General features: G+C 49.1%; 21 protein-coding genes. 13 read left to right on the top strand and 8 right to left on the bottom strand.

Annotation, left to right across the window (positions count from 1 at the left end; all coding sequences use genetic code 11):
• Positions 1–31 precede the first annotated feature (31 nt).
• Together MKY82_RS33130 and MKY82_RS33125 are read left to right on the top strand one after the other, a co-directional pair.
• Positions 32–1,510: a YdiU family protein gene (locus MKY82_RS33130; protein ID WP_220687131.1), complete on the top strand. Its 1,479-nt coding sequence runs from the start codon at positions 32–34 to the stop codon at positions 1,508–1,510.
• 283 nt (positions 1,511–1,793) lie between these two features.
• The gene (locus MKY82_RS33125; RefSeq protein ID WP_339295170.1) at positions 1,794–2,783 is read left to right on the top strand and encodes an aminoglycoside phosphotransferase family protein; all 990 of its coding nucleotides are present in this window, start codon (positions 1,794–1,796) and stop codon (positions 2,781–2,783) included.
• Positions 2,784–2,813: 30 nt separating this feature from the next.
• Here the strand turns inward: MKY82_RS33125 and MKY82_RS33120 are convergent, their stop codons facing one another.
• Positions 2,814–3,680 carry an SDR family NAD(P)-dependent oxidoreductase gene (locus tag MKY82_RS33120; protein ID WP_339295169.1) on the bottom strand — a complete coding sequence of 289 codons (867 nt, stop codon included), beginning with the start codon at positions 3,678–3,680 and terminating at the stop codon, positions 2,814–2,816.
• 17 nt (positions 3,681–3,697) lie between these two features.
• Positions 3,698–4,093 carry a MerR family transcriptional regulator gene (locus MKY82_RS33115; RefSeq protein ID WP_220687133.1) on the bottom strand — a complete coding sequence of 132 codons (396 nt, stop codon included), beginning with the start codon at positions 4,091–4,093 and terminating at the stop codon, positions 3,698–3,700.
• 213 nt (positions 4,094–4,306) lie between these two features.
• Between MKY82_RS33115 and MKY82_RS33110 the strand changes: the two genes are divergently transcribed.
• Complete coding sequence (locus MKY82_RS33110) at positions 4,307–5,443, top strand: VanZ family protein (protein ID WP_339295168.1); 1,137 nt, start codon at positions 4,307–4,309, stop codon at positions 5,441–5,443.
• A gap of 128 nt (positions 5,444–5,571) precedes the next feature.
• Positions 5,572–6,099: a DinB family protein gene (locus MKY82_RS33105; RefSeq protein ID WP_339295167.1), complete on the top strand. Its 528-nt coding sequence runs from the start codon at positions 5,572–5,574 to the stop codon at positions 6,097–6,099.
• A 191-nt stretch (positions 6,100–6,290) separates the two neighbouring features.
• Here the strand turns inward: MKY82_RS33105 and MKY82_RS33100 are convergent, their stop codons facing one another.
• The 4 genes from MKY82_RS33100 to MKY82_RS33085 form a co-directional block, all read right to left on the bottom strand.
• Positions 6,291–7,457: a glycosyl hydrolase family 18 protein gene (locus tag MKY82_RS33100; protein ID WP_339295166.1), complete on the bottom strand. Its 1,167-nt coding sequence runs from the start codon at positions 7,455–7,457 to the stop codon at positions 6,291–6,293.
• Between the two features lie 6 nt (positions 7,458–7,463).
• A complete protein-coding gene (locus MKY82_RS33095) occupies positions 7,464–8,555 on the bottom strand; it encodes an acyltransferase family protein (protein ID WP_339295165.1) in 1,092 nt (363 codons plus the stop codon).
• A 30-nt stretch (positions 8,556–8,585) separates the two neighbouring features.
• The gene (locus MKY82_RS33090; protein WP_339295164.1) at positions 8,586–9,938 is read right to left on the bottom strand and encodes a glycosyltransferase; all 1,353 of its coding nucleotides are present in this window, start codon (positions 9,936–9,938) and stop codon (positions 8,586–8,588) included.
• 488 nt (positions 9,939–10,426) lie between these two features.
• Positions 10,427–11,341 carry a phosphatidate cytidylyltransferase gene (locus MKY82_RS33085; protein WP_194540161.1) on the bottom strand — a complete coding sequence of 305 codons (915 nt, stop codon included), beginning with the start codon at positions 11,339–11,341 and terminating at the stop codon, positions 10,427–10,429.
• A 106-nt stretch (positions 11,342–11,447) separates the two neighbouring features.
• Between MKY82_RS33085 and MKY82_RS33080 the strand changes: the two genes are divergently transcribed.
• The 5 genes from MKY82_RS33080 (at position 11,448) to MKY82_RS33060 (ending at position 15,417) form a co-directional block, all read left to right on the top strand.
• On the top strand, positions 11,448–11,984 hold the full coding sequence (locus MKY82_RS33080; protein ID WP_071220582.1) for a hypothetical protein: 537 nt from the start codon (positions 11,448–11,450) through the stop codon (positions 11,982–11,984).
• 300 nt (positions 11,985–12,284) lie between these two features.
• Positions 12,285–13,034 (top strand): class I SAM-dependent methyltransferase, encoded by a 750-nt coding sequence (locus MKY82_RS33075; protein WP_339295163.1) that lies wholly within the window; start codon positions 12,285–12,287, stop codon positions 13,032–13,034.
• Positions 13,035–13,113: 79 nt separating this feature from the next.
• A complete protein-coding gene (locus MKY82_RS33070; protein ID WP_339295162.1) occupies positions 13,114–14,061 on the top strand; it encodes a YafY family protein in 948 nt (315 codons plus the stop codon).
• Positions 14,062–14,124: 63 nt separating this feature from the next.
• On the top strand, positions 14,125–14,667 hold the full coding sequence (locus MKY82_RS33065) for a DinB family protein (RefSeq protein ID WP_339295160.1): 543 nt from the start codon (positions 14,125–14,127) through the stop codon (positions 14,665–14,667).
• Positions 14,668–14,916: 249 nt separating this feature from the next.
• The gene (locus MKY82_RS33060; protein WP_194540157.1) at positions 14,917–15,417 is read left to right on the top strand and encodes a cupin domain-containing protein; all 501 of its coding nucleotides are present in this window, start codon (positions 14,917–14,919) and stop codon (positions 15,415–15,417) included.
• 129 nt (positions 15,418–15,546) lie between these two features.
• On the opposite strand, the gene MKY82_RS33055 is transcribed toward MKY82_RS33060, so the two are convergent.
• A complete protein-coding gene (locus tag MKY82_RS33055) occupies positions 15,547–15,891 on the bottom strand; it encodes a DoxX family protein (RefSeq protein ID WP_339295159.1) in 345 nt (114 codons plus the stop codon).
• Positions 15,892–16,006: 115 nt separating this feature from the next.
• On the opposite strand from MKY82_RS33055, the gene MKY82_RS33050 reads away from it, so the two are divergent.
• The 4 genes from MKY82_RS33050 (at position 16,007) to MKY82_RS33035 (ending at position 19,367) form a co-directional block, all read left to right on the top strand.
• Positions 16,007–16,705 carry a Crp/Fnr family transcriptional regulator gene (locus MKY82_RS33050; protein WP_339295158.1) on the top strand — a complete coding sequence of 233 codons (699 nt, stop codon included), beginning with the start codon at positions 16,007–16,009 and terminating at the stop codon, positions 16,703–16,705.
• A gap of 119 nt (positions 16,706–16,824) precedes the next feature.
• Positions 16,825–17,841: an SDR family oxidoreductase gene (locus MKY82_RS33045; RefSeq protein ID WP_194540154.1), complete on the top strand. Its 1,017-nt coding sequence runs from the start codon at positions 16,825–16,827 to the stop codon at positions 17,839–17,841.
• 248 nt (positions 17,842–18,089) lie between these two features.
• Positions 18,090–18,431 carry a zinc ribbon domain-containing protein YjdM gene (locus MKY82_RS33040; RefSeq protein WP_216533668.1) on the top strand — a complete coding sequence of 114 codons (342 nt, stop codon included), beginning with the start codon at positions 18,090–18,092 and terminating at the stop codon, positions 18,429–18,431.
• 222 nt (positions 18,432–18,653) lie between these two features.
• Positions 18,654–19,367, top strand: a complete 714-nt coding sequence (locus tag MKY82_RS33035; RefSeq protein ID WP_194540150.1) for a sulfite exporter TauE/SafE family protein — start codon at positions 18,654–18,656, stop codon at positions 19,365–19,367.
• Positions 19,368–19,395: 28 nt separating this feature from the next.
• Here MKY82_RS33035 and MKY82_RS33030 read toward each other — a convergent pair whose 3' ends face one another.
• Positions 19,396–20,505 carry a glycosyl hydrolase family 8 gene (locus MKY82_RS33030; RefSeq protein WP_339295157.1) on the bottom strand — a complete coding sequence of 370 codons (1,110 nt, stop codon included), beginning with the start codon at positions 20,503–20,505 and terminating at the stop codon, positions 19,396–19,398.
• Between the last annotated feature and the right edge of the window lie 23 nt (positions 20,506–20,528).

Genomic DNA, 20,528 nt, shown 5'->3' with positions numbered 1-20,528 from the left:
CATCATCATACTGCTTGAAGAAGGAGATCCCATGACCAATAAGAAAGCCATGATCGATATAGGTTGGAACTTTGAGAACAGTTATGCCAAGCTGCCGGAGTCCTTTTTTACCAAACAAGATCCCACGCCTGTGCGCTCACCGAAGCTGGTAATCCTTAATGAGCCGTTGGCGGCAGCCCTGGGTTTAAACGCCGAGGGACTGAAGAGCCCAGAGGGTGCAGCGATGCTCGCAGGCAACGAGATACCCGAGGGGGCATCACCGCTCGCACAGGCTTATGCCGGGCACCAATTCGGTTATTTTACGATGCTGGGCGACGGCCGTGCGATTCTGTTGGGTGAACAAATCACGCCGCAGGATGAGCGTATGGATATTCAGCTTAAAGGCTCGGGCCGGACCCCGTACTCCCGTGGAGGAGATGGTCGGGCGGCTCTGGGTCCGATGCTGCGCGAATATATCATCAGCGAGGCCATGCATGCGCTGGGGATACCGACTACCCGCAGCCTCGCGGTGGTGTCCACCGGCCAGCCTGTCACTCGTGAGAGGGAGCTGCCGGGTGCGATTCTGACCCGCGTGGCCTCGAGTCATGTGAGAGTGGGGACTTTTCAATACGTAAGGGGAGCGGGTACAACCGAGGATCTGCGGATTCTGGCAGACTACACCCTGCAGCGGCATTACCCGGAGGCTGACGTTGGTGACGGTGCCAACCGTTATCTCGTCCTGCTTCAGGAGGTCATCAAGCGTCAGGCCGCTCTAATCGCCAAGTGGCAGCTCGTCGGATTTATCCATGGGGTGATGAACACCGATAATATGACCCTCAGCGGCGAAACGATTGATTATGGCCCTTGTGCCTTCATGGATAACTTTGACCCGAATACGGTATTCAGCTCCATCGATTCACAAGGCCGCTATGCCTATGTGAACCAGCCGTATATTGCGGCTTGGAATCTCGCAAGATTGGCCGAATCCCTGCTGCCACTGCTGCATGAAGAAGAGGAACAGGCCGTCAAGCTGGCCGAGGGTGCGATTGGGAGTTTTACCGATCTGTATCACGAGCAGTGGCTTGCAGGCATGAGAGCCAAGCTGGGGATCTTCCAAGAAGAGGAGGATGACGAATCCCTGATCGAAGATCTCCTCAAGATGATGAAAAATCACCAGGCGGATTATACCAATACCTTCCGTGCGTTAACGTTTGACAAGCTGGAGGATACGCCTCTAAACGGCACACCCGAATTGGCTTCCTGGTATGAGCGCTGGCAGGCGAGACTTGGCAGCCAGCAGGAATCGAAGGAACAATCCCATCAACTAATGCGCAGCAGCAATCCTGCGGTCATTCCCCGGAACCATCGGGTGGAGGAAGCGCTGGAAGCAGCGGAGCAGGAGGGGGACTACAGCGTGATGGAGCAGCTGCTTCATGCGCTGTCCGATCCATATGCGCATTCGCCGGAACAAGCGGAATATGCTATCGTGCCGGAGTTGTCGCGTCCTTACCGAACCTTCTGCGGCACGTAAGAATAGCGGAACGTTTCAATAGCGAGCATTTATCGCGTATCGGACGTGATCCGAGATCCCGCAAAAAGGCCAAGCAAGAATTACCTTGCTTGGTCCTTTTTTTATATAAAATACATCAAAAAAGCCCTTGGACCGGTGTCCAAGGGCTATTCATCGTATGGGTATTTTATTCGAGACCTTATTCAACATCATAGCAGAGCCGAAAGAAACAGTCTATATTTTTGCCCGGAAATGCCATAGAGTGGGGAAGCCGGCAAAACCAAATGAAATGGAGCGTGGTCTCATGAGTTGGACTTGTCACCTCGATGAAACAGATGTACAGGAGTATGTCGGAAAGGTTTTGGGTACCGGTTATGTTGTGGCGGATGTCACGAGGATGCATGGCGGGGCGCAAAAGGTTGTCTATAAGATCCAGTGTCAAAACGGATTCTCCTGCGTGTTGTATGTGTGGGACTTGACGAAGAATTATTTTCAGGAAGAAATAGGGAACGAAAGTGTACATGAACGATCCTTTGGCGGGCATTCGTTCGAAATCAATAACAGATGGTTAAAGGAGCATGGTATTTCGACGCCTGCTCTATATGATCTTCACACGGAACGGGAGCGATACCCGTTTGACTATGCATTAGTTGAATATATGGAGGGACAGAAGGCGGAAGCCTACTTTCAGCATCCGGATCATCGGGTTCGGGATGAGGTCTTTGATCGGGTGGGCAACATGATCGCACGGATGCATGCAAACCAAAGACAGAACTATGGTAAGCCTGATCAAAGCTGGAATCAACGGGAGCGATGCCATCTTGTGCAGTTGGAAAATGCTAGGGAACAGCTGTCCTACATCATCCTTCATAACGAGAGTATCCGGAACAATCACGACAGGCTGCTCGCTATATTGCATGAGCTTGAATCCAGGATCGATTCCCGTCGGCGTTATGGCTTTATCCACGGCGAGTTGGGCCCTGACCATATCCTGGTTACAGACCGTTTAGAGCCCTATCTCATTGATATTGAAGGTGCGCAATACTTTGACATCGAGCATGAGCATACGTTTCTTGAGCTGCGATTCGGGAAGCATTACCCTTACTTCCACCAAACCGGGCTTGATTTGAATCGGATGTTGTTTTACCGTCTGCATCACTATATCTCATTAACCTCGGGCGGCTTGAAGCTGCTTCACCGTGGATTCCCGGATCAGGCATTTGCATCAAATTTGGCTGATTATCACGCACGCAACACGATCCGTTTCATCGAGGAATGGCAGCAAACCCGATAACAGGGCCTTCATGAGATGGGTTGAACACCATTAACTCTGCTGCATGGGTAAAGAAAGGGCGGTAAACTCCTGCCTATAGATCCGCTCTACCATGCCAAGCACCTCCATACCCTGGCTCGAGAATTTCAAAGGCGTTACTTTCCTCTTGTTGAGAAAGACTCCCGTCGATTGTGGGGAACTGCCTAGCGCTGCTTCATACAGACGTGAAGCTCCCTCACTGGGATGAGAGAAGAACAGGTGGCGGATCGGGATCATAAATTTTGGCATCCCGGCGTTGTTGGTGATGGTTGTTTTATTTGCTCCCGGACAGACACTCCGGATCATAATGCCATCCTTCTGTATGGAATTGGCGATCTCCTGAGTCCACAACGATAGCGCTAATTTACTTGCAGCGTAAGGCCCAACCAGCTTTTTGAACACGGTAGGGGAAGCCAACGTATTGTAATCGAACTGTTTGAGATACAGCAGCGCATTGGAGGACGTATTGATTACCGTTTTGAAGCTGCCTCTCGCTAGGAGCTCTTTCATTTCCATCAAGATGATATAAGGCACCACGGAGTTTACTTCAAAATGCATCTCGCGCCCTTGTTTGGAGTAGGATAATTGGCCAAAGGAAACACCTGCGTTATTAAACAGCAGGTCGATATGCTCCTCGTGTTTCTTGATCTGATTCAGCGAGGTTTGGAGATCCGTGAAATCCGACAAATCGGCCGTGTATATTCTCAGCTGCTGCGACATAATGCAGTCTTGTACAAGGGAATCACCGGATGGAAAGGCAGAACGGATCAAAGCGAGGACTTGCCAGCCTTCGGATAACAATCGCTTGGTTAGCTCCAAGCCAATGCCGGAGCTTGCACCCGTGATCAAGGCGACTCGATGATTTCTTTTATGTGTCATGTGTCATTCTCCTATACTTAAGATTCTTCGCTGGTCGCCCTATCGGGATTTAGCAGGGACTGATTATGGATCAACTTGTCATCGATGAACCGCAGAATGCGCTGCAGGTCCGAAATTTGCTCGGTAATTTTCTGACGGTAATTCTGGAGCATGGCGTTCAGCTCCGGAACGGATTGAATATTTTCCTTAAAGGGAAGATGCACATAGGCTTTCATATCCTCCAGTGACATTCCTGTCTTCTTCAGGCATGTGATGAGTTCCATCATTTCGGCATCCTCTATGTGATATACACGATGGCCATTATCTTTCCTTGCGGGAGGAGGAAGGAGACCGATCTTCTCGTAATGGCGAATGGCATCCTCAGTCAAGCCGGTTCGTTTAGATACTTGTTTGATGGAATATGTGTCTCCCATGTTGGCACCTCTTTCTGCAGCAGCGCTTGGTTTGCCCTATTATCGTACAACTTGGTGTTAACACCAAGTCAATATCGATTTTTATTCACAGATCAAATCATTTACGTCTCTGTGCCCTTTGATGAACTGGATTATAAAGTATGGCCAGATCAATCTTTTGGAAATACTTATATAATCACTAAAGACTAGCTGCTTCTAGAAAGGGAGAATGAAATGCAAGCCTATGTAATGCCTGTTTTCATTGCTTTATCCATTTGTTTTGTATTAGCATCCTTTCTGACGCTCCCTTGGGCGGTTTATCAGTATCGTAAACATGGGTACTTTAGCTTTTGGAGAACATTACTTATCTTAAGTTTTATCTTTTATGGATTAAGTGCTTTCTTCTTAGTGATTTTTCCACTCCCCAGCGCTCGGAATAATTGTGCTTCAATGGATCCCGGCACGATTTTCACTCAATATCGCCCTTTTCAATTTATACGGGATATTAAACGCGAAAGCGGATTTCATTGGACGGCCCCTTCGAGTTATATCCATTTGTTAACAACGCGGGCCTTTTATCAAATGTTTTTTAATGTTTTGCTTTTGTTTCCATTAGGTGTGTTTCTGAGGTATTTTTTTAAGGGGAAAGCGAAATGGTTTCATGCTGCTCTTATTGGCTTTGGGGTTTCGCTTTTCTTTGAAATAACCCAACGAACCGCTTTGTTTGGCTTTTATGAATGCCCCTACCGTATATTTGATGTAGATGATTTGTTGACGAATACGGTTGGGACTTTACTTGGCTTTATACTCGCCCCCATGTTTTTGGTGTTAATACCATCGCGGGAAACGCTTAGTGAGCAAAGCCACTTCTTTCACAACCAGAGAAAAGCAACCTTTGGTGCCCAGCTCATGGAGGTTCTTCTTAATATTATGATTGCCAGAGTGATAACCGGCATTATATTCGGGTTGCTGAAGAGTCCAGGATTACTTGTTGACGAGATCATCTTTGCCATTGTTTTCTTTGTGTTAATGGTCGTTATCCCTGTGATTTGGAAAGGAAATACGGTGGGTTCTAAGATCGTTCGCATGAGATTACTTCCGGAAAAGGGGAATTGGATAGGAAGTTTGAGCCGACGTTACGCCATTGTCTATTTGCCTTTATTGTGTTCAGCTTTATCGGAGATATTTTCTAATCATATGGGTGAAGATCTTCTAGCCAACCTTTTTGCAATTGGAGTGGCTTTCCTTACAGGACTGTTATGGTTCTTTATCTTCTGCCATATCGTAATTAGATGGATCAAAAAGGACAAAGCTCTTTACTTTAATCGATACAGTCACATAGAGGCTGTTAGAATTACGGGTGAAAAGTGATCAATGTAAAAATAGGATACGAATTCATGTGGAACTAAGAATAAGTCGATTACGTTATTAAATCGAGACGATTCCGGTTTCTATAGGAAGTGGCATGGTGAATACGGAACGGATGGGAGCTGAGGGTTATGAATTTTGATATCAAGGAAGCCGTTGAGATTCTGGAGCGAACCCCCGTCACCTTGGAGCACATGTTATCCGGTTTATCGGATGGGTGGCTTAGGAGCCATGAAGGGGAAGGCACCTGGAATGCCATGGAAGTGATTGAGCACCTAATCGAAGGTGAGCGGACCAATTGGATACCGCGGCTGGAGTTTATGCTGCAGGAAGGGGAGGGCAAGCCGTTTCCGCCCTTTGACCGTTACGCTCACTTAAACGAACCTGGAGGGGGATCTATCGATCAAAAGCTGCATGCATTTAAGGTTATCCGTGCTCAAAACCTGGCTAAACTAAAGGATCTAATGGAATCCGGGCCTAATCTCGAACGGACGGGCCTGCACCCGGCATTCGGTGTGGTGAAGTTGAGAGAGCTGCTGTCGACGTGGGTGGTGCACGATTTAACGCATACCTCTCAAATTGTGCGGGTGTTGGCCGAGCGTTACCGGAATGACGTGGGGCCTTGGATCGAGTATCTGGGAATCCTGAAGAGACGATAATATGATTGGCAGGCAAGCTCTTAAAACGACCGTATTAGGCACTCGAGGGAGTCTGATAGAAAATATTAAAAAGCCGATGATCCGCATTCGACTGCGATGATCATCGGCTTTTTGCGGTAGGGGTGTGGTGACGCCAGGCGCATACCCCAGTAAGGATGCTGTCCAGGATAGCTTAGAAAAGGTTTTGAATGTTACCGCTTGTCGTCGTCTTGCTGTCTCTCATTCAAATGCTCCGTCAGATACTTCACGATGCCATCCTCCGCGTCCTGAGAGTACTGCCAGACCATCGCTCCTCCGAGATTCTTACTCTGGATGTAGGCCACCTTCTCCTTCAAGGCTTCTTGATCCTCGTAACTGATGAAGGTATGGCCGTCATAGAGGTAGGCGGCCTTCGCTTTGTTGTCGTAATAACGCGTGAAGCCGTTTTTGTTCAGGTAGGCTTTCTCGATCTGCTTATAATTGAGGTTCACCTTGTCGATGTCGATGGGCGTTCCGGGAGCGAAGAGTCCGTCTTTGGTGCCCTTGGCTTCTTTCACGTTTTTCCAGCCGTACGAATAAGCAGGGACGCCAAGCAGCAGCTTCTGGCTGTCGATATCATGGTCCAGGTACATCGAGATAATTCCATCAATGGAATGCTTGGATTTCCCCTGGCTGTCCACATACAGATTGGAGTTAAAGCCGGTGGTGTCGGACCACTTGCCTGTCAGGTCGTAGGTCATGACGTTGATGTAATCCACGTATTTCTCCACTTTTTTGACCTCGACGTTTTGGAAATACCAGTCCTGGGTTCCGGAGGCAAACGTCAGCAGATATTTCTTGTTCTTGTGAGGCAGCCTGTACAGCTTCTCGCGCAGCTCCTTCATCAGACTGGTGAAATTCTTCGTATCCTCCGGGCGCGCTTTCTGCGTATTCCAGGCATGAAACGCCGGATACTCCCAGTCGATATCCACGCCGTCCAGATCCAGCTCCTTGACCAGATTGATGATGCTCTCGGTGAAGAGGTACCGGTTGCCGTCCAGCGAAGCGTCGGAGAAGCCGTCTGCGCCGTAACCACCTATAGCCAGGACCATTTGGGTCTTCGGATTCGCCGCTTTCAACTGTTTGATGTTTTCTTTGATCTGGTTGTTGGTTGTGCTGTCTTCATGGAAATAGAGATCCGTTCCCTTAATCTTGGCAAAAGCGATAAACGCGATGTCCACGCCTTTCTCCGATAACTTGATGTGTCGGTAATCCTGCCAGGCTTCCACGTAGACTGCCGTGATTTTCCGGTCCTCCGCGGCGGAGATCTGATAGAAATAGAGACCCATACCGACAAGCAGCACCACAATGAATATTTTCGTATATATCGTTATCCGCATCGTCCTTTAACCCCGCCCGCCGAATAGAATGTAGGTTGCCGTCTTGCTTAGGTTCAGCACCTTGACGGTGATGTAGCTGATGGCGAAGATGATGGAGATATTCACGATCAGACTGAGGGAGGCTTCCAGAAACGTGGCCTCGACCTCGGTTCGGCCGGATAACATCATCTCGACCAGCAGGTGAATCAGATAGATGCTGAAGCTCGCCCGGGAGACCGAGCTGATCAATTTCTGGATTTTATGGTTCACTTGATTGCTGATTCGGGCTTCCTTCTCCTTAAAGAAGATAAACAAACCGACAGCCATGAAGAAGGTGGTGACGGAATAGTTGCCGTAGAACATCTCATCCAGGACACCGCTGCGCAGCGAGACAAAATAGGTGGCCACCGGCGTGATAAAAAACGAGATGATGCCCAGATTGTATAGAATGCTCTTGGTTTTGAGCGGCAGCTCAAAGTGGAAGAGATAGTACCCTAGGATAAAATAGCCGAGGAAGCCCATGAAGAACGGGATGTTCATGATCGGAATGTTGATGTATTGATCCGTTGCACGGAATACGGCATCCGAGATGAAGCGATAGGCGATACTGACGATGAACCAGAGGAGCAGATAATACCGGAGATCCTTCTCGCTGCAGGATTTGATGAATTTGCTCATCAGCGGCACCGTCATGTAGATGGCAATAATGGCGTACAGGAACCACAGATGCACATAATTCCGGTCGGTCAGCAGCCGATACCCGAAGTCAGCAACGAACTCATAAGCATTCAGCTTGCTTCGCATTAAATAGTATTGATTGTACAAGCCATAGATGAGCGACCAGGTCAGAAGGGGAATGAGCAGCGGTACGACGCGCTTTGCATAGAACTCCCGGTAGGAGGTAATCTTCGTGCGCAGGATCATCGCCCCGCTGATCATGAAGAAGACCGGCACGGCGAAGCGGGATATGGAGTTGAACCCGTTGCTGATCCACCAGGAGGAGGAATGGAAATCATTCGTGCTGGTCAGTACCTCCGCTGTGTAGTGCAGGATGATGACGGCAACAATGGATAGGATTCTTAGGATATCGACATAGATAATTCTTTTATTGGGAACCATGCTGTTTCAGGCAGCCTCCTTCACCATAAGTTAATTCGATCCTGTGGCGATGTTCTGGCTGATGGCGGCCACGCCTTTGCGCTCCACGAAGCCCCAGCCTTCATCATTGTCAAAATATTTGAATGTCCCCGCAATGTTAATGTACAGCAGCAAATTTCGGTAGGTTAACAGCTCCGCTTGGCTGAACAAGAACATCTTCATATAATCGGAAAATGTATAGGTACTGCCATATTTACGGCATAAGTACAGGGCGATTATGATCTGTGCCGCATTCAGCAGCACGCTCATCAGCAGGAAGATGATGGCATGCAGGAGGTTTCCGCCAACGATCAGGGTCTGCCCCAGATAAAAAATCGTAGTAAACGCGGAGAGTGTCCCCAGCATAAATCCGTCAATCGCAAAGAACAGGCTCACGCTGACGCTGAATTTTCGGGACAGCCTGGACCAATAGATGAGGATGCAATCAATAAAGGCCTTTTGCCAGCGGATGCGCTGCTTATAGAAGTTGGGTAGATTCTCCGGACATTCGGTGTAGCATACCGCTTCGGGAGCGTAGACGAGTTTTTTCTTCAACTGATTGGCTTTGATGTACTCGTGGATTTTCAGCGTAATGTCGATATCCTCCCCGACCGTGCTGCGGAAGCCCTCAACATGAACGAGAACGTCTTTATAGAAGGCGCCAAACGCGCCTGAAATCACCACGATGGAATTAAAATACGATTGCGTGAGTTTGCGGACGTAGAAGCCGTGCGTATAATTGATGATCTGGCTCTTGATGAGCCCTCTTCCGCGAAACTTCTCAACGATGGCCCCGTTCTTGTCCCGCGCGGCGCCCTGTACAATTTTGACGGTACCGCCCAGCGCAATGATGTCGTTATCGTGAAAATATTGATTCACATACTTGAGCGAGTCGGCTTCCAGCATGCTGTCCGCATCCAGGGTGATGACGATATCGGAGGCGGCATGATCGATTCCGGCATTCAGCGAATCCGCTTTTCCGCCATTCATCTTATCGATAACGTAAATATGGCGGTAGAGATTCGAGCGATAGAATCCTTTTATCGGCTTGTAGTTCAGCTTGCTGTCGGCCGATCTGGTGCTCGGCTCCAAATCCAGAAGCTCGTCTAGGGCGGATAAGGTTCCGTCCTTGGAGCCGTCGTTGATGATCATGATCTCATAGTTGCTGTAGCGCAAGCCCGCCATGGCATCGATGCAATTTCGAATCGTCAGCTCCTCGTTGTAAGCGGGGACGAGCACAGAGATTGATTTTTCGGCGAGATCGGGATTTAGCTTCTTCACCTTGCTGCACAGCAGCGGGATGAAGGTATACAGGGTTTGAAACACGAGAAATACGCCGGCTAATCCATAAAAAAAGTACTGCAAACTCCTCACTCCTCTCTTCTTCGTCTCTCTTTGTGATGAAGACCAGTATGGTGCGCCTACTCTATTGGACTTTAGATTAGGTATGCGCTTTTTCTATAACAGGCAATGTCAAGGGGGAAAATCTAGGTATTAAGGGATAATATAATCCAATTAAAACCTTTCATTCCATATAAACCCATATAACGCTCTATGTAATAAACTATCGTAATGGACTCCTAAATGTAAAACCGCTCTATAGAGCAAGAAAACGAATACATAGATGCTTTTCGAGAGCAGTCTCTGTTTTGGTTCCACTTTCTATATTTTAGGCGGATAAAGCGATTTGGCAGGGGGTGCCCATGGATTCTGGAACAAGGATTCAGGGGGATTCGCACTAATAGGATTTCATGCATTGTAAAAAGCCATAACCAAGTTGAGCCTAGCTCGCATGGTTATGGCTTCTAAAGGTTGTATCGCCCCGTGCTGCACCTGAGGGTTGTCTGGCACTTCTACATAAAGTCGTAAAAGTAACGGATGAAATGAAAAAAGATTGGTGAGGTATAGGTCAGGCTGTCGACCCGGCTCAGATAGCTTTTCTTCAAGGCATCGAACCGCCCGTCATCCCCGATTAACAAATCGCGCTTCAGCACCGAAACCGTCAAGCTGCCGAAGAATCCGGCGAGGCTGATCAGCATACCGGACAGAAGGCCAAACGTCGGGCTAAGCGGCGTCAGATAGGGATAGATGAGATAGGAGCTTGCGGTGGTTGCGATAAACGCGCAGGCAAAGCCTTCCCAGGTCAGATTCGGGTTCGAGGTGGGCACGATTCTCCTTCTCCCAAAATAGAGTGAAGCGATTGTGTGCACCACATCGTTTAGCTGCGTTAAGACGACGAGAAACAGCACCAGCCCTGCTCCATACTGAGGCGTGGCGAATTGGAAATAGGCCAGGTGGCTGAGACCGAACACCATGAGCATCAGACCCCATTGGGTGGAGCTGACGCTGCGCATAAAGCCGACGGTGCCTTTGTTAATCAACCGCGGAAGCGGCAGCACCAGGAATACATAGATCGGAATAAACACGATAAACATCCCGTACCATTCGATGTAGATCCAATAGAATTGGACGGGTATGGTTAAATACGCCCATAGAAACAAACGACGATCGGCTTTTCGTGTTTTGATCATCGAGAAATATTCTTTGAGCGTAAAGAAGGTTAACACCATAAGGGATAGCAGGGAAACCACAGGATTCAGAAGCGTGGCCAAGCAGAAGATGACCAGCATGCCCCACCAGGTTTTGATGCGAAATCCGACTTCCGTATAGTCGATATTCGGCTGCGTCTTGCTCATCACATAATAGAGCAGCTGGATGACCGACAAGACGGAGAATATTAGAATTAAGGTTAAAAGCGAGCTGTCCATATGCCTATCATCACCAACTTATCACGGGTATCATTCTTGTTCTACTAAAGGAATCATATGTTATTATGAAGGAATAATTCAATACGGATAAGGGGAAATTTCGTAAATGGTAGAGGATCAATCGGTCTTTATATTGCTTACCAATACCGGAACGCTCTTTACAAAAGTCATTCAGGGCTACACGAGGGCGCCTTACAACCATGCTTCGATCTCCTTTAATCGGGAGCTGTCGGAGCTATATAGCTTCGGGAGAAAGAATCCGAACAATCCTCTGAACGGCGGGTTCGTGAAGGAGGATTTGAAGACAGGAACGTTCAGTAAATATCCCAACACGACGTGTGTCATCTATGAGCTTCAGGTATCGGAACGCGACATCGCGAAGATGAAGCGGGTTCTGCAGGCTTTTATCCGAAAGGACAAAAAGTATTTTTATAATATATTGGGCGTCCTGGGCATCGCGCTAAAGGAACCGATCGAATTCAGCAACTCCTACTTTTGTTCGCAATTCGTGGCGGAGATTCTGCAGCGGTCCGGAGTCAGGCTATGGGATAAGCTGCCGGCCTTGGTGACGCCGGACGATTTCCGTCAAAGCGAGCGCCTGCAACTGATCTATGAAGGGAAACTGAGTGAGTATGAGCCTTAGATACAACTGCGCCGGCAGGTTCGGCAACGACAATTACGACTCAGCTTGACAGACGTCCGTACCAGTCCTGCAATCCCAGAGAACCCCGGTTTGCCTGCCCAGGTGAATGTGGGGTTATCTGTATTGCAAGTGCTCGCACGAGAGTTTCGCCCATCTGGTTAGGCTGTTAGACAATAAATGCTGGCTAATAAGCGAGTGTTGCTATAAAATGGAATTAAAAATGAAATAAGGTTTCATCTAGTGGAACAATAATGTCATTGTCTGGATTTCACTTAGATCTTGGATGGGAGCGTGGTTAGGATGAACAGCAAGGAACGGTTTTCGAATCGCGTCGATTCGTATACGAAGTATCGCCCGAGTTATCCGCAAGAGGTCATGGATTATTTGTTTGATACGGTAGGAATGGACGGCGAGATTGCCGATATTGGCGCCGGGACGGGGATTTTCTCGAAGCTGCTGCTGAAGCGGGGAAGTTGCGTGACCGCTGTGGAGCCGAATCAGGCGATGCGGGAAGCTGCCGAGTCGGACCTTGAAGGCGAACCCGGCTTTCGAATGGTCTCGGGTTCAGCCGAAGTGACGGGACTGCCTGATCAATCAGTGGATCATATCGTGAGCGCCCAGGCCTTTCATTGGTTTGACCGTGATGCCGCCCAATCGGAGTTCCGGCGGATCCTGAGACCGGGCGGAAAGGTTGCGCTGATATGGAATTCCAGGCTCACGCAGGGAACGCCGTTCCTGGAAGCGTATGAGCAGCTGCTCCTTACCTATGGCACCGATTATCAGGAAGTGGATCAGAAGAACATTTCGCGTGAAACGCTGGCTGCTTTTTTTCGGGGAGGGGACATGAGGGAGGCGAAGTTCTTCAATCGGCAGACATTTGATTACGAGGGATTGTGCGGCCGCTTGCACTCGTCATCTTACGCTCCGCTGCCGGGACATCCGAACTACGATCCAATGATGAACGAACTGCGCACGATATTTGAACGGAATGAGCAGGCTGGCTGCGTGTTTTTTGATTATGAGACGAAGGTGTACTGGGGAGAGGTGTGAGCTGTCCTTCTTGCTCGGTTTCGCTGTTTGCAGAATAATAGAGCACCGGCTTTAATAATGGAACGGGAGGTACAGCAGCATGAACAAGACAGACCGGATGCTGGCTATCGTGCTTGAGCTGCAGCAGCGAAAGGTTGTTCGGGCTGAAGATTTGGCATCTATATTCGAGACGAGTGTCCGGACCATCTACCGGGATATTCAGGCCCTTAGCGAATCGGGCGTACCCGTGATGGGAGCTCCCGGGCAAGGATACTCATTAATGGAGGGATATTTCCTTCCGCCAGTCATGTTCACGGTGGAAGAGGCTGTGACTCTGCTCATTGGAACGGATTTCGTCGAACAACGCTTTGACCCGGAATATGGTCTGAAGGCTCGGACTTCGAGTAAGAAGATAGAGTCCATTCTGCCGGAGCCTGTCCGCGCAGATGCTTCGCGGGTTCGGAAGACCATGCGGCTGCTCTCACCGGGCAACAGGGTAAGTTTAGGAGAAGAGAAGGATTATGTTGAAATCGTTCGCCGAGCCATCCTGCAGGAGCGTAAGGTCGAATTCAATTATGTGAAAAAAATGCCCGATTCTAACGGCAACAGGAAGAGTTTTCGCTCGGCAGCTCCTTATGGTCTAGCGTTTCTCCAAGGCGCATGGACACTAATTGCATGGTGTGACCTGCGGCAGGGAATCCGCCATTTTAGGTTGTCCCGCATGAAGGAATTGAAGGTCCTTGAGGAGCGTTTTGAGATGCCGCCGAATTTTGACTTGGAAGACTATCGACCTTCGGATGACCGTAACCTGCGGGTGCAAGTTCTGGCAAATCCCGATATTGCGGATCGAGTTAAGGAATCCGACAACTATTACATGGAGACATTAGAAGAATGCGAGGACGGATTGCTTGTGAGCTTCCGCGTTCGCCAGCTGGAGGAGATCCTGCAGTGGGTGCTTGGCTGGGGATCGAATGTCGTCGTCCTTGAGCCGGAATCCTTCCGTGACCGGATCCGCGATGAAGCGGAAAAGATGTTAAAACGCTACTGACATGACGTTGTCAGTAGCGTTTTTGTATATTCGGTACAAAGACGATGTAAGGGAGTGGTTGATATGAATGCAACGGAAGCATTGCAGCGGTTTGAAGAGACGGTGCAGGTGTATCTACAGGAGCTGGATGGTTTCAGCATGGAGGAATTAAAGTACAGACAAGCAGAGGACGAGTGGTCGATCGGGCAAATGTATCAGCACTTGATTCAATCCGCGTTATCCATGCATCTGCGAAATATTGAGTTATGTTTAAACCCGATTGAGGATGCAGCAGTCTCTTCAGCGGGAAAAACGGAAGTAGGTATGGCGATATTCGAACAGGGCAGTTTCCCTCCCATCCGTATTCAGGTTCCGCCGTCTCCCCAATATACCCCGGAGCAGCCTGCAACGAAAGAGCAGTTGATTCGAGGTTTGGATACTGTCGTCCAACGAATGAGACAAACCGAGCCAATGCTTGGAGAGGCATCCCTGCAGGATACCGTTCCCCATCCGAGTTTCGGAGGATTGCATGCCCTAGAGTGGTTTTTGCTCATCGAGATGCATTATCGGCATCATGTCCGGCAGCTAGAGCGGTTGAAACAAGCCTTGGAGCAGCAGCGTGTATGATGGAACGTCAGGTCGTGGACTATCAGGATGTGTTGGAGCAATTAAAAGAGCGGACCCGTTATTAGATTGGAGTAGTATCGGAATCGCATGTGAAATTGGGGGAATGCCTTTCGTTATGGGCATTTCGAGATCAAACGAGAGGATTTTCTGATGATTGCGGAGGCAATGTTGAACAACTCGGTTTGAAAACGGCTCGCCCCGGGTACTGGTACTACGAGTGCATCAATGAGTAGAAAGGAGCGGATGACCGTGGAGGTACATGTCAGATCATTTTTCGTGAAGGACGATGGAGAGGTTCCCAATAATCCCGATCTGCCGGTCATTGTGTACAATGGAGTATTCGCGGATGACCCGAGCGGCTTGGAGGCTGCCTTTAACCGGCATCATTGGAGCGGGAGCTGGGCAGGCGGCGTATACGATTACCATCATTATCACAGCAACACGCACGAAGTCCTGGGTGTGCGGTCCGGAAGCGCGACCGTCCTGGTGGGCGGCGATGCGGGAGAACGGCTGGAGCTTGCCACAGGCGATGTGATTGTCTTGCCGGCAGGCACTGCACATATGAAACTCACCAGCACCCCTGATTTTGAAGTGATTGGTGCCTATCCCGAAGGGAATACGCCGAATATGAGGGAGCGGAACCCGACGGATCGGGCGCAGGCGATCAACGAAATCCGAAGCGTGCCTGTACCGGATCTGGATCCTGTCTTTGGAGAGGAAGGGCCACTGCTGCATAAATGGGTGAAATAAAAGAATGAATCGCCATATAGGGAAAGAGGAAGAGGCTTGCACACGTCTGTTTGCAGACAGCATGTGCAGCCTCTTTTTACGGTGCAGATTACAGAAAGCCTTATACGACTAGTTTCTTATTCGGAGCGACTACTGAAGAAGAAGGGTAACCGACAATACAAGCATGAGCAGAGCATTCAGGGCCATGAAGGGTTTATGCCTGGCTCGAACCAGATGGGCATGAATGGCTCCCACCATTAGAACCGCAAATAGAGAAGCAGCGTAGAGCTTGTTCTCTGGAATCCAGAATGCTGATATCATAAAGACAATCCCCGCTGACTCCAGACCGGCAACAACGAACATCCCCCAGAGGGGGTATCGGTATTCGCTCCAGTGCTGCACCATCGAGCGGGTGCGGAGAAATTTGAACGACGCGGAAAGTGCAAACATACCAATCAATACACATTGAAATAAAATTACCCAAAGTGGTTCCATGTGATCCTCACTCCTTTGTTTTCTCTGGCGGCTCATCCTGTCGAGGATTAGTTTACATGCCACAAAACATTAGAGTATGTAGTCCAGAATACATAGCGAAAGGGAGAAACATGGCATGGAGATGATTAAATATCTGTCACGACTGGATCTGTTTCATGGACTGAGCGAAGAGGAGCTGCTGCAATTGAACCATGTGACACCACTTGAAATCCGTAACAAAGGAACCGTGGTGGCCTCTCCTCATATGGAGCCGAAGGTACTGTACATCGTAAAATCCGGAAAGGTGCGGCTCTATAAGCTGACGGCAGGAGGGAAGGAGTTGACGCTTGATATTTTGGGCGCGGGGCATCTGTTTGGGGAAATGACATCCTTTCATACGGGATCTGCCATGTTTGCCGTCACGATGGAAGACTCCGTCATTTGTGAAATCGAGAGCCGTCAATTCCGAAGGTTGATCAGCGAACAGCCGGATCTGGCATTCAAGTACATTGAACTCATAACTGGCAGGCTCAAAGAGATGGAAGAACTACTGGAGTATATGGCTTACGGGAGCGTGCGACAACGTCTGCTATTCTTGCTGAACAAGCTGGCTGCCAAATTCTCACCAGATTCGAAGGCTGCAGAGGATTGGGCCCCGCTACAGATCGAGCTTACCCATCAGGAGCTGGCAACCATGACAGGCAGCATACGAGAAACCGTAACGCCGATACTCAATCAGCTGGTATCTGATGGCGTATTGCGTAAAGAAGGGGCACGTAAACCTTACTCGATACATAGGAGTCGTTTGGAGGCTGCATTGGCGGTGTGCAAATAACTAACTTGCTGCTGGTCAACCCTTTTTGGAAATTGTAATGGCAACCGTCCCCATGCTATCGTAAAGGTTAGAAGGTCAAGTTGCAGGTCTTCTCATTATTGCTAGCGGAGGTGCAGTTTATGAAAGCGTTGTTTATTGGAGGAACCGGAACGATCAGCTCGGCGATTACGAAGCAGCTGCTGGAACAGGGATGCGAGCTATACCTGCTCAACCGAGGGAACCGAAACGACACATTGCCCGAGGGCGCACATATTTTGCAGGCCGATATTCATGACGAAGACCAAGTGGCGAAACTTATTGAGCCGCTCGATTTTGATATTGTGGCCGACTTTATAGCCTTCGAACCGGCCCATCTGGAGAGAGATTATCGTCTGTTCAATGGAAAAACCAAGCAGTTTATATTCATCAGCTCCGCTTCCGCTTATCAGACGCCACTATCCGATTATCGCATTACGGAAGGCACGCCTTTATCCAATCCATACTGGGCCTATTCCAGAAATAAAATCGCTTGCGAAGATTATCTGATGAAGCAGTATCGGGAACATGGCTTCCCGGTAACTATCGTAAGGCCTAGCCATACGTATGATGAGCGGTCCATTCCACTCGGCGTGCACGGCAGCCAAGGAAGCTGGCAGGTTGTGAAGCGGATGCTGGAGAATAAACCGGTCATTATTCACGGGGATGGGACGTCTCTGTGGACGTTGACGCACAACAGCGATTTTGCAAAAGGATTCATCGGTCTGATGGGCAACATTCATGCCATCGGGGAGTCGGTGCATATTACCTCTGACGAGTCGCTCACCTGGAATCAGATCTACCAAATCATTGCGGATGCCCTGGGCGTACAGCTGAATGCGGTGCACGTGTCTTCGGAATTCTTGGATGCAACCAGCACGCAGGACTTTAGAGGTTCATTGTTGGGGGACAAAGCGAATACCGTTGTGTTTGATAACGCCAAGCTCAAGCGGCTTGTCCCTGAATTCGTGGCAACCACCCGGGCGGATCAAGGAATCAGGCAAACGGTGAACTATATCTTGTCCCATCCAGAACATCAACGGGAAGATGAAGAGTTTGATGTGTGGTGTGACAAGGTTGTTTCGGCGTTGGAGAAGGCGAAGTCGATCATAACGGGGTAGGTGGGTTTTGGAAGAGGACGAATGGAATATATAAGAGAGGGCACCCGATCCGGGTGCCCTTGAATCGATTCTGGCTATGGCCCAGCAAAGTGATGATATGGAAGGCTTCCTGGAGGGAATGGTTCATATGTTTTTCTACGGTGTCTGCGGAAAGGCTTAATCCTCGGTAACCGAAGTATGGGTATTGGCCAGCATAGGTTTCTAATATAGGGTATAGTTAGTATAAAACGAATGGAGAATACGAAACGATGTCTACTTTGCCGAATTGCCCGAAATGTAATTCTGAATATACATATGAGGATGGGAACCTCCTGGTTTGCCCGGAATGCGCTCATGAATGGACCTTGGAGTCCGAAGGAGAGCATGATGCAGATACGAAGGTCATCAAAGACGCGAACGGCAATGTGTTGGCCGACGGCGATTCTGTAACGGTAATCAAAGATCTTAAAGTAAAAGGCAGCTCCTCTGTATTGAAAATCGGCACAAAGGTGAAAAATATACGATTAGTCGATGGCGATCACGATATCGATTGCAAAATCGACGGATTCGGAGCTATGAAATTGAAATCGGAATTTGTTAAAAAGATATAATGTGCATATCGAATATCATCGTGTATATATGGTAACAACAACCCTCCAAACCTGGAGGGTTGTTCTCATCTAACCAAGGCACGCGTCTTACATTTGGTGCACAACATGCACAAATTAAGTACCCCGACTTACCCGTGCCGATGATTCCATTATGTTACAATGGTAGGATGGGGTTGCCTCAAATAGGAGTCTCCCGCAATACGTGAAGAAAGCAGGTGCAGCGTGGATATTATACTGTTTGCGGTCATTATTTTCGTGGCGTCCATTCTTCAGACCAGCACCGGATTTGGGTTCTCTATCCTGGCTACGCCGTTTCTGCTGCTCTTATTCCAGCCTAACGAGGCTATTCAGATTAATTTAATTCTTTCTCTTGTCATCTCGGCTGCCTTAATCGCGAGGATACGCAAGGACATCGACTACGGCATCCTCAAGCGATTGGTGATCGGAAGTGCGGCAGGACTCCCTCTCGGCATCGTTATTTTTTCCTTTATCGATATTCGTTATCTGAAGTTAGGCGTTAGTCTGATCATATTGGCATTAACCGTCATGCTGATGCTAAAATTCAGAATCCGTCAGAGCCATGGCAGGGATCTGGCGGTAGGGGGGCTCTCAGGCTCTCTAACGACCAGCATTGGAATGCCGGGTCCGCCCCTGCTGTTATATTTCTCGGGCACCGACACGCAGAAGGCAAAGCTCAGAGGGACGACACTCGCCTTCTATTTGTTCATCTATTCCCTGAGTTTGATCATTCAGGTGATCGTGGCGGGAACGAGCAAGACCGTCTGGGTATCGAGCGGAATTGCGCTTCCCCTGGTGTTCGTCGGGCTGTTGATCGGACAGCGACTATTCATTGTCATTAACCAGAGAGTATTCCAGATATTCACCTATATCATTTTGATCTTTACGGGTGTGTATATGCTCATCGAGAGTCTGTAAAGAGACCAAAGATTGCAGCGACGACGGATTATTTCACGGTTGGTTCTAGCAGCGTCTCCGCGAGTAGAGGAAACAGGTTATCAAAAGCATGCGTATTCCCATCAAACACATACCCTCCCGGATAAACGGGATCTTGGCCTCGGAATTGGATCATTCGATCATGCAGCTCCCGGGCCCAAGGGAGTTCATTCGTTTTTGACGCCAGGATAATAGCCAGTCCGTAGACGGCAGGTGACTCGTATGCCGCGTCAGGCTTTCTTGTCTTCCGGTTGTAGCGCCCTGCCAGCTTCTGATTCTTCTGGAATTCTCCCTTCAAGAATTGTATGAGCTCCTTCGGCGGATGATCCATCTCCGCCAGATGGATGCCAACGATCAGCTGGTCGATTAGATTGACCGATGCGTCATACTCATATTGACCGGAGCGAATTTGATAGGTTTTGGGATAGAAGATGCCGTCAGAAGGCATGTGGGAGAGTAGGTCCTGATACTGTTTATACTCCTGACGGGACAGGATTCCGTTATTCTGCATTTCGCGCAGTGCCGATATGTCAGCGTAGACCAGGCTTAACACGGCTGCCGATGCATTCCGTTCAAAATCATGATAATCCACGAAATATCCTTGGGTTTGGGCAGGTGCTTCCAATGATGAGCCGATCTCCTTCGCCAATTGAAGGTATTCGTCCCGGTCCCAGAGTTTGTACGCCTTCAGCAGGGCATCGAGGATTCGGAGATCATCGCCCAGGGCATTGGTCGTTACCTCGGATTGACCGTCTGGTCTGAGCTTCCACCGGATATAAGTTTCCTGACCCTTATGGAGGAAGTAGGTTGCAAGAAGCTGGGCGCTATCATCGAACCGGGCTCGATCGCCGGATAAGACAGCATACTGCATCCAAAGTCCGAGCGACTCGGATAACGCTTCTCTACCGGCAACGATGTCCGGGTTCTGAGAAGAAGCGGGCTTGAGATAGGTAGCAATGGTACCGTTATCGTTGGTCATATGCTCTTCAATAAACGCTGCTGTCACGTCGGGGTTCTCCTTGCTATGGATGATAGCGTAGGCGATGAAGACGACGCCGATTAGAGCAAGAAGGGCGATGATCGCAAGAATGGCCTTCTTGCGGGAAATCCGGGTTGTCATAGGTTCACCTCGAACATACTATT

Origin of the sequence: Paenibacillus sp. FSL W7-1279, assembly GCF_037969845.1 — a bacterium.
GTDB lineage: Bacteria > Bacillota > Bacilli > Paenibacillales > Paenibacillaceae > Paenibacillus_AQ.
Note: the sequence above shows the minus strand (reverse complement) of the source record. Positions and strands in the feature narration are given on the sequence as shown.

Excerpts from the sequence above, each read along its gene's own strand:
- MKY82_RS33110 (WP_339295168.1), top strand. The coding sequence starts at position 4,307 with ATGCAAGCCTATGTAATGCCTGTTTTCATTGCTTTATCCATTTGTTTT.
- MKY82_RS33030 (WP_339295157.1), bottom strand. The coding sequence starts at position 20,505 with ATGACAACCCGGATTTCCCGCAAGAAGGCCATTCTTGCGATCATCGCC.
- MKY82_RS33125 (WP_339295170.1), top strand. The coding sequence starts at position 1,794 with ATGAGTTGGACTTGTCACCTCGATGAAACAGATGTACAGGAGTATGTC.
- MKY82_RS33120 (WP_339295169.1), bottom strand. The coding sequence starts at position 3,680 with ATGACACATAAAAGAAATCATCGAGTCGCCTTGATCACGGGTGCAAGC.
- MKY82_RS33050 (WP_339295158.1), top strand. The coding sequence starts at position 16,007 with ATGGAGATGATTAAATATCTGTCACGACTGGATCTGTTTCATGGACTG.
- MKY82_RS33095 (WP_339295165.1), bottom strand. The coding sequence starts at position 8,555 with ATGGTTCCCAATAAAAGAATTATCTATGTCGATATCCTAAGAATCCTA.
- MKY82_RS33045 (WP_194540154.1), top strand. The coding sequence starts at position 16,825 with ATGAAAGCGTTGTTTATTGGAGGAACCGGAACGATCAGCTCGGCGATT.
- MKY82_RS33080 (WP_071220582.1), top strand. The coding sequence starts at position 11,448 with ATGGTAGAGGATCAATCGGTCTTTATATTGCTTACCAATACCGGAACG.
- MKY82_RS33130 (WP_220687131.1), top strand. The coding sequence starts at position 32 with ATGACCAATAAGAAAGCCATGATCGATATAGGTTGGAACTTTGAGAAC.
- MKY82_RS33070 (WP_339295162.1), top strand. The coding sequence starts at position 13,114 with ATGAACAAGACAGACCGGATGCTGGCTATCGTGCTTGAGCTGCAGCAG.
- MKY82_RS33040 (WP_216533668.1), top strand. The coding sequence starts at position 18,090 with ATGTCTACTTTGCCGAATTGCCCGAAATGTAATTCTGAATATACATAT.
- MKY82_RS33055 (WP_339295159.1), bottom strand. The coding sequence starts at position 15,891 with ATGGAACCACTTTGGGTAATTTTATTTCAATGTGTATTGATTGGTATG.
- MKY82_RS33115 (WP_220687133.1), bottom strand. The coding sequence starts at position 4,093 with ATGGGAGACACATATTCCATCAAACAAGTATCTAAACGAACCGGCTTG.
- MKY82_RS33075 (WP_339295163.1), top strand. The coding sequence starts at position 12,285 with ATGAACAGCAAGGAACGGTTTTCGAATCGCGTCGATTCGTATACGAAG.
- MKY82_RS33100 (WP_339295166.1), bottom strand. The coding sequence starts at position 7,457 with ATGCGGATAACGATATATACGAAAATATTCATTGTGGTGCTGCTTGTC.
- MKY82_RS33065 (WP_339295160.1), top strand. The coding sequence starts at position 14,125 with ATGAATGCAACGGAAGCATTGCAGCGGTTTGAAGAGACGGTGCAGGTG.
- MKY82_RS33085 (WP_194540161.1), bottom strand. The coding sequence starts at position 11,341 with ATGGACAGCTCGCTTTTAACCTTAATTCTAATATTCTCCGTCTTGTCG.
- MKY82_RS33105 (WP_339295167.1), top strand. The coding sequence starts at position 5,572 with ATGAATTTTGATATCAAGGAAGCCGTTGAGATTCTGGAGCGAACCCCC.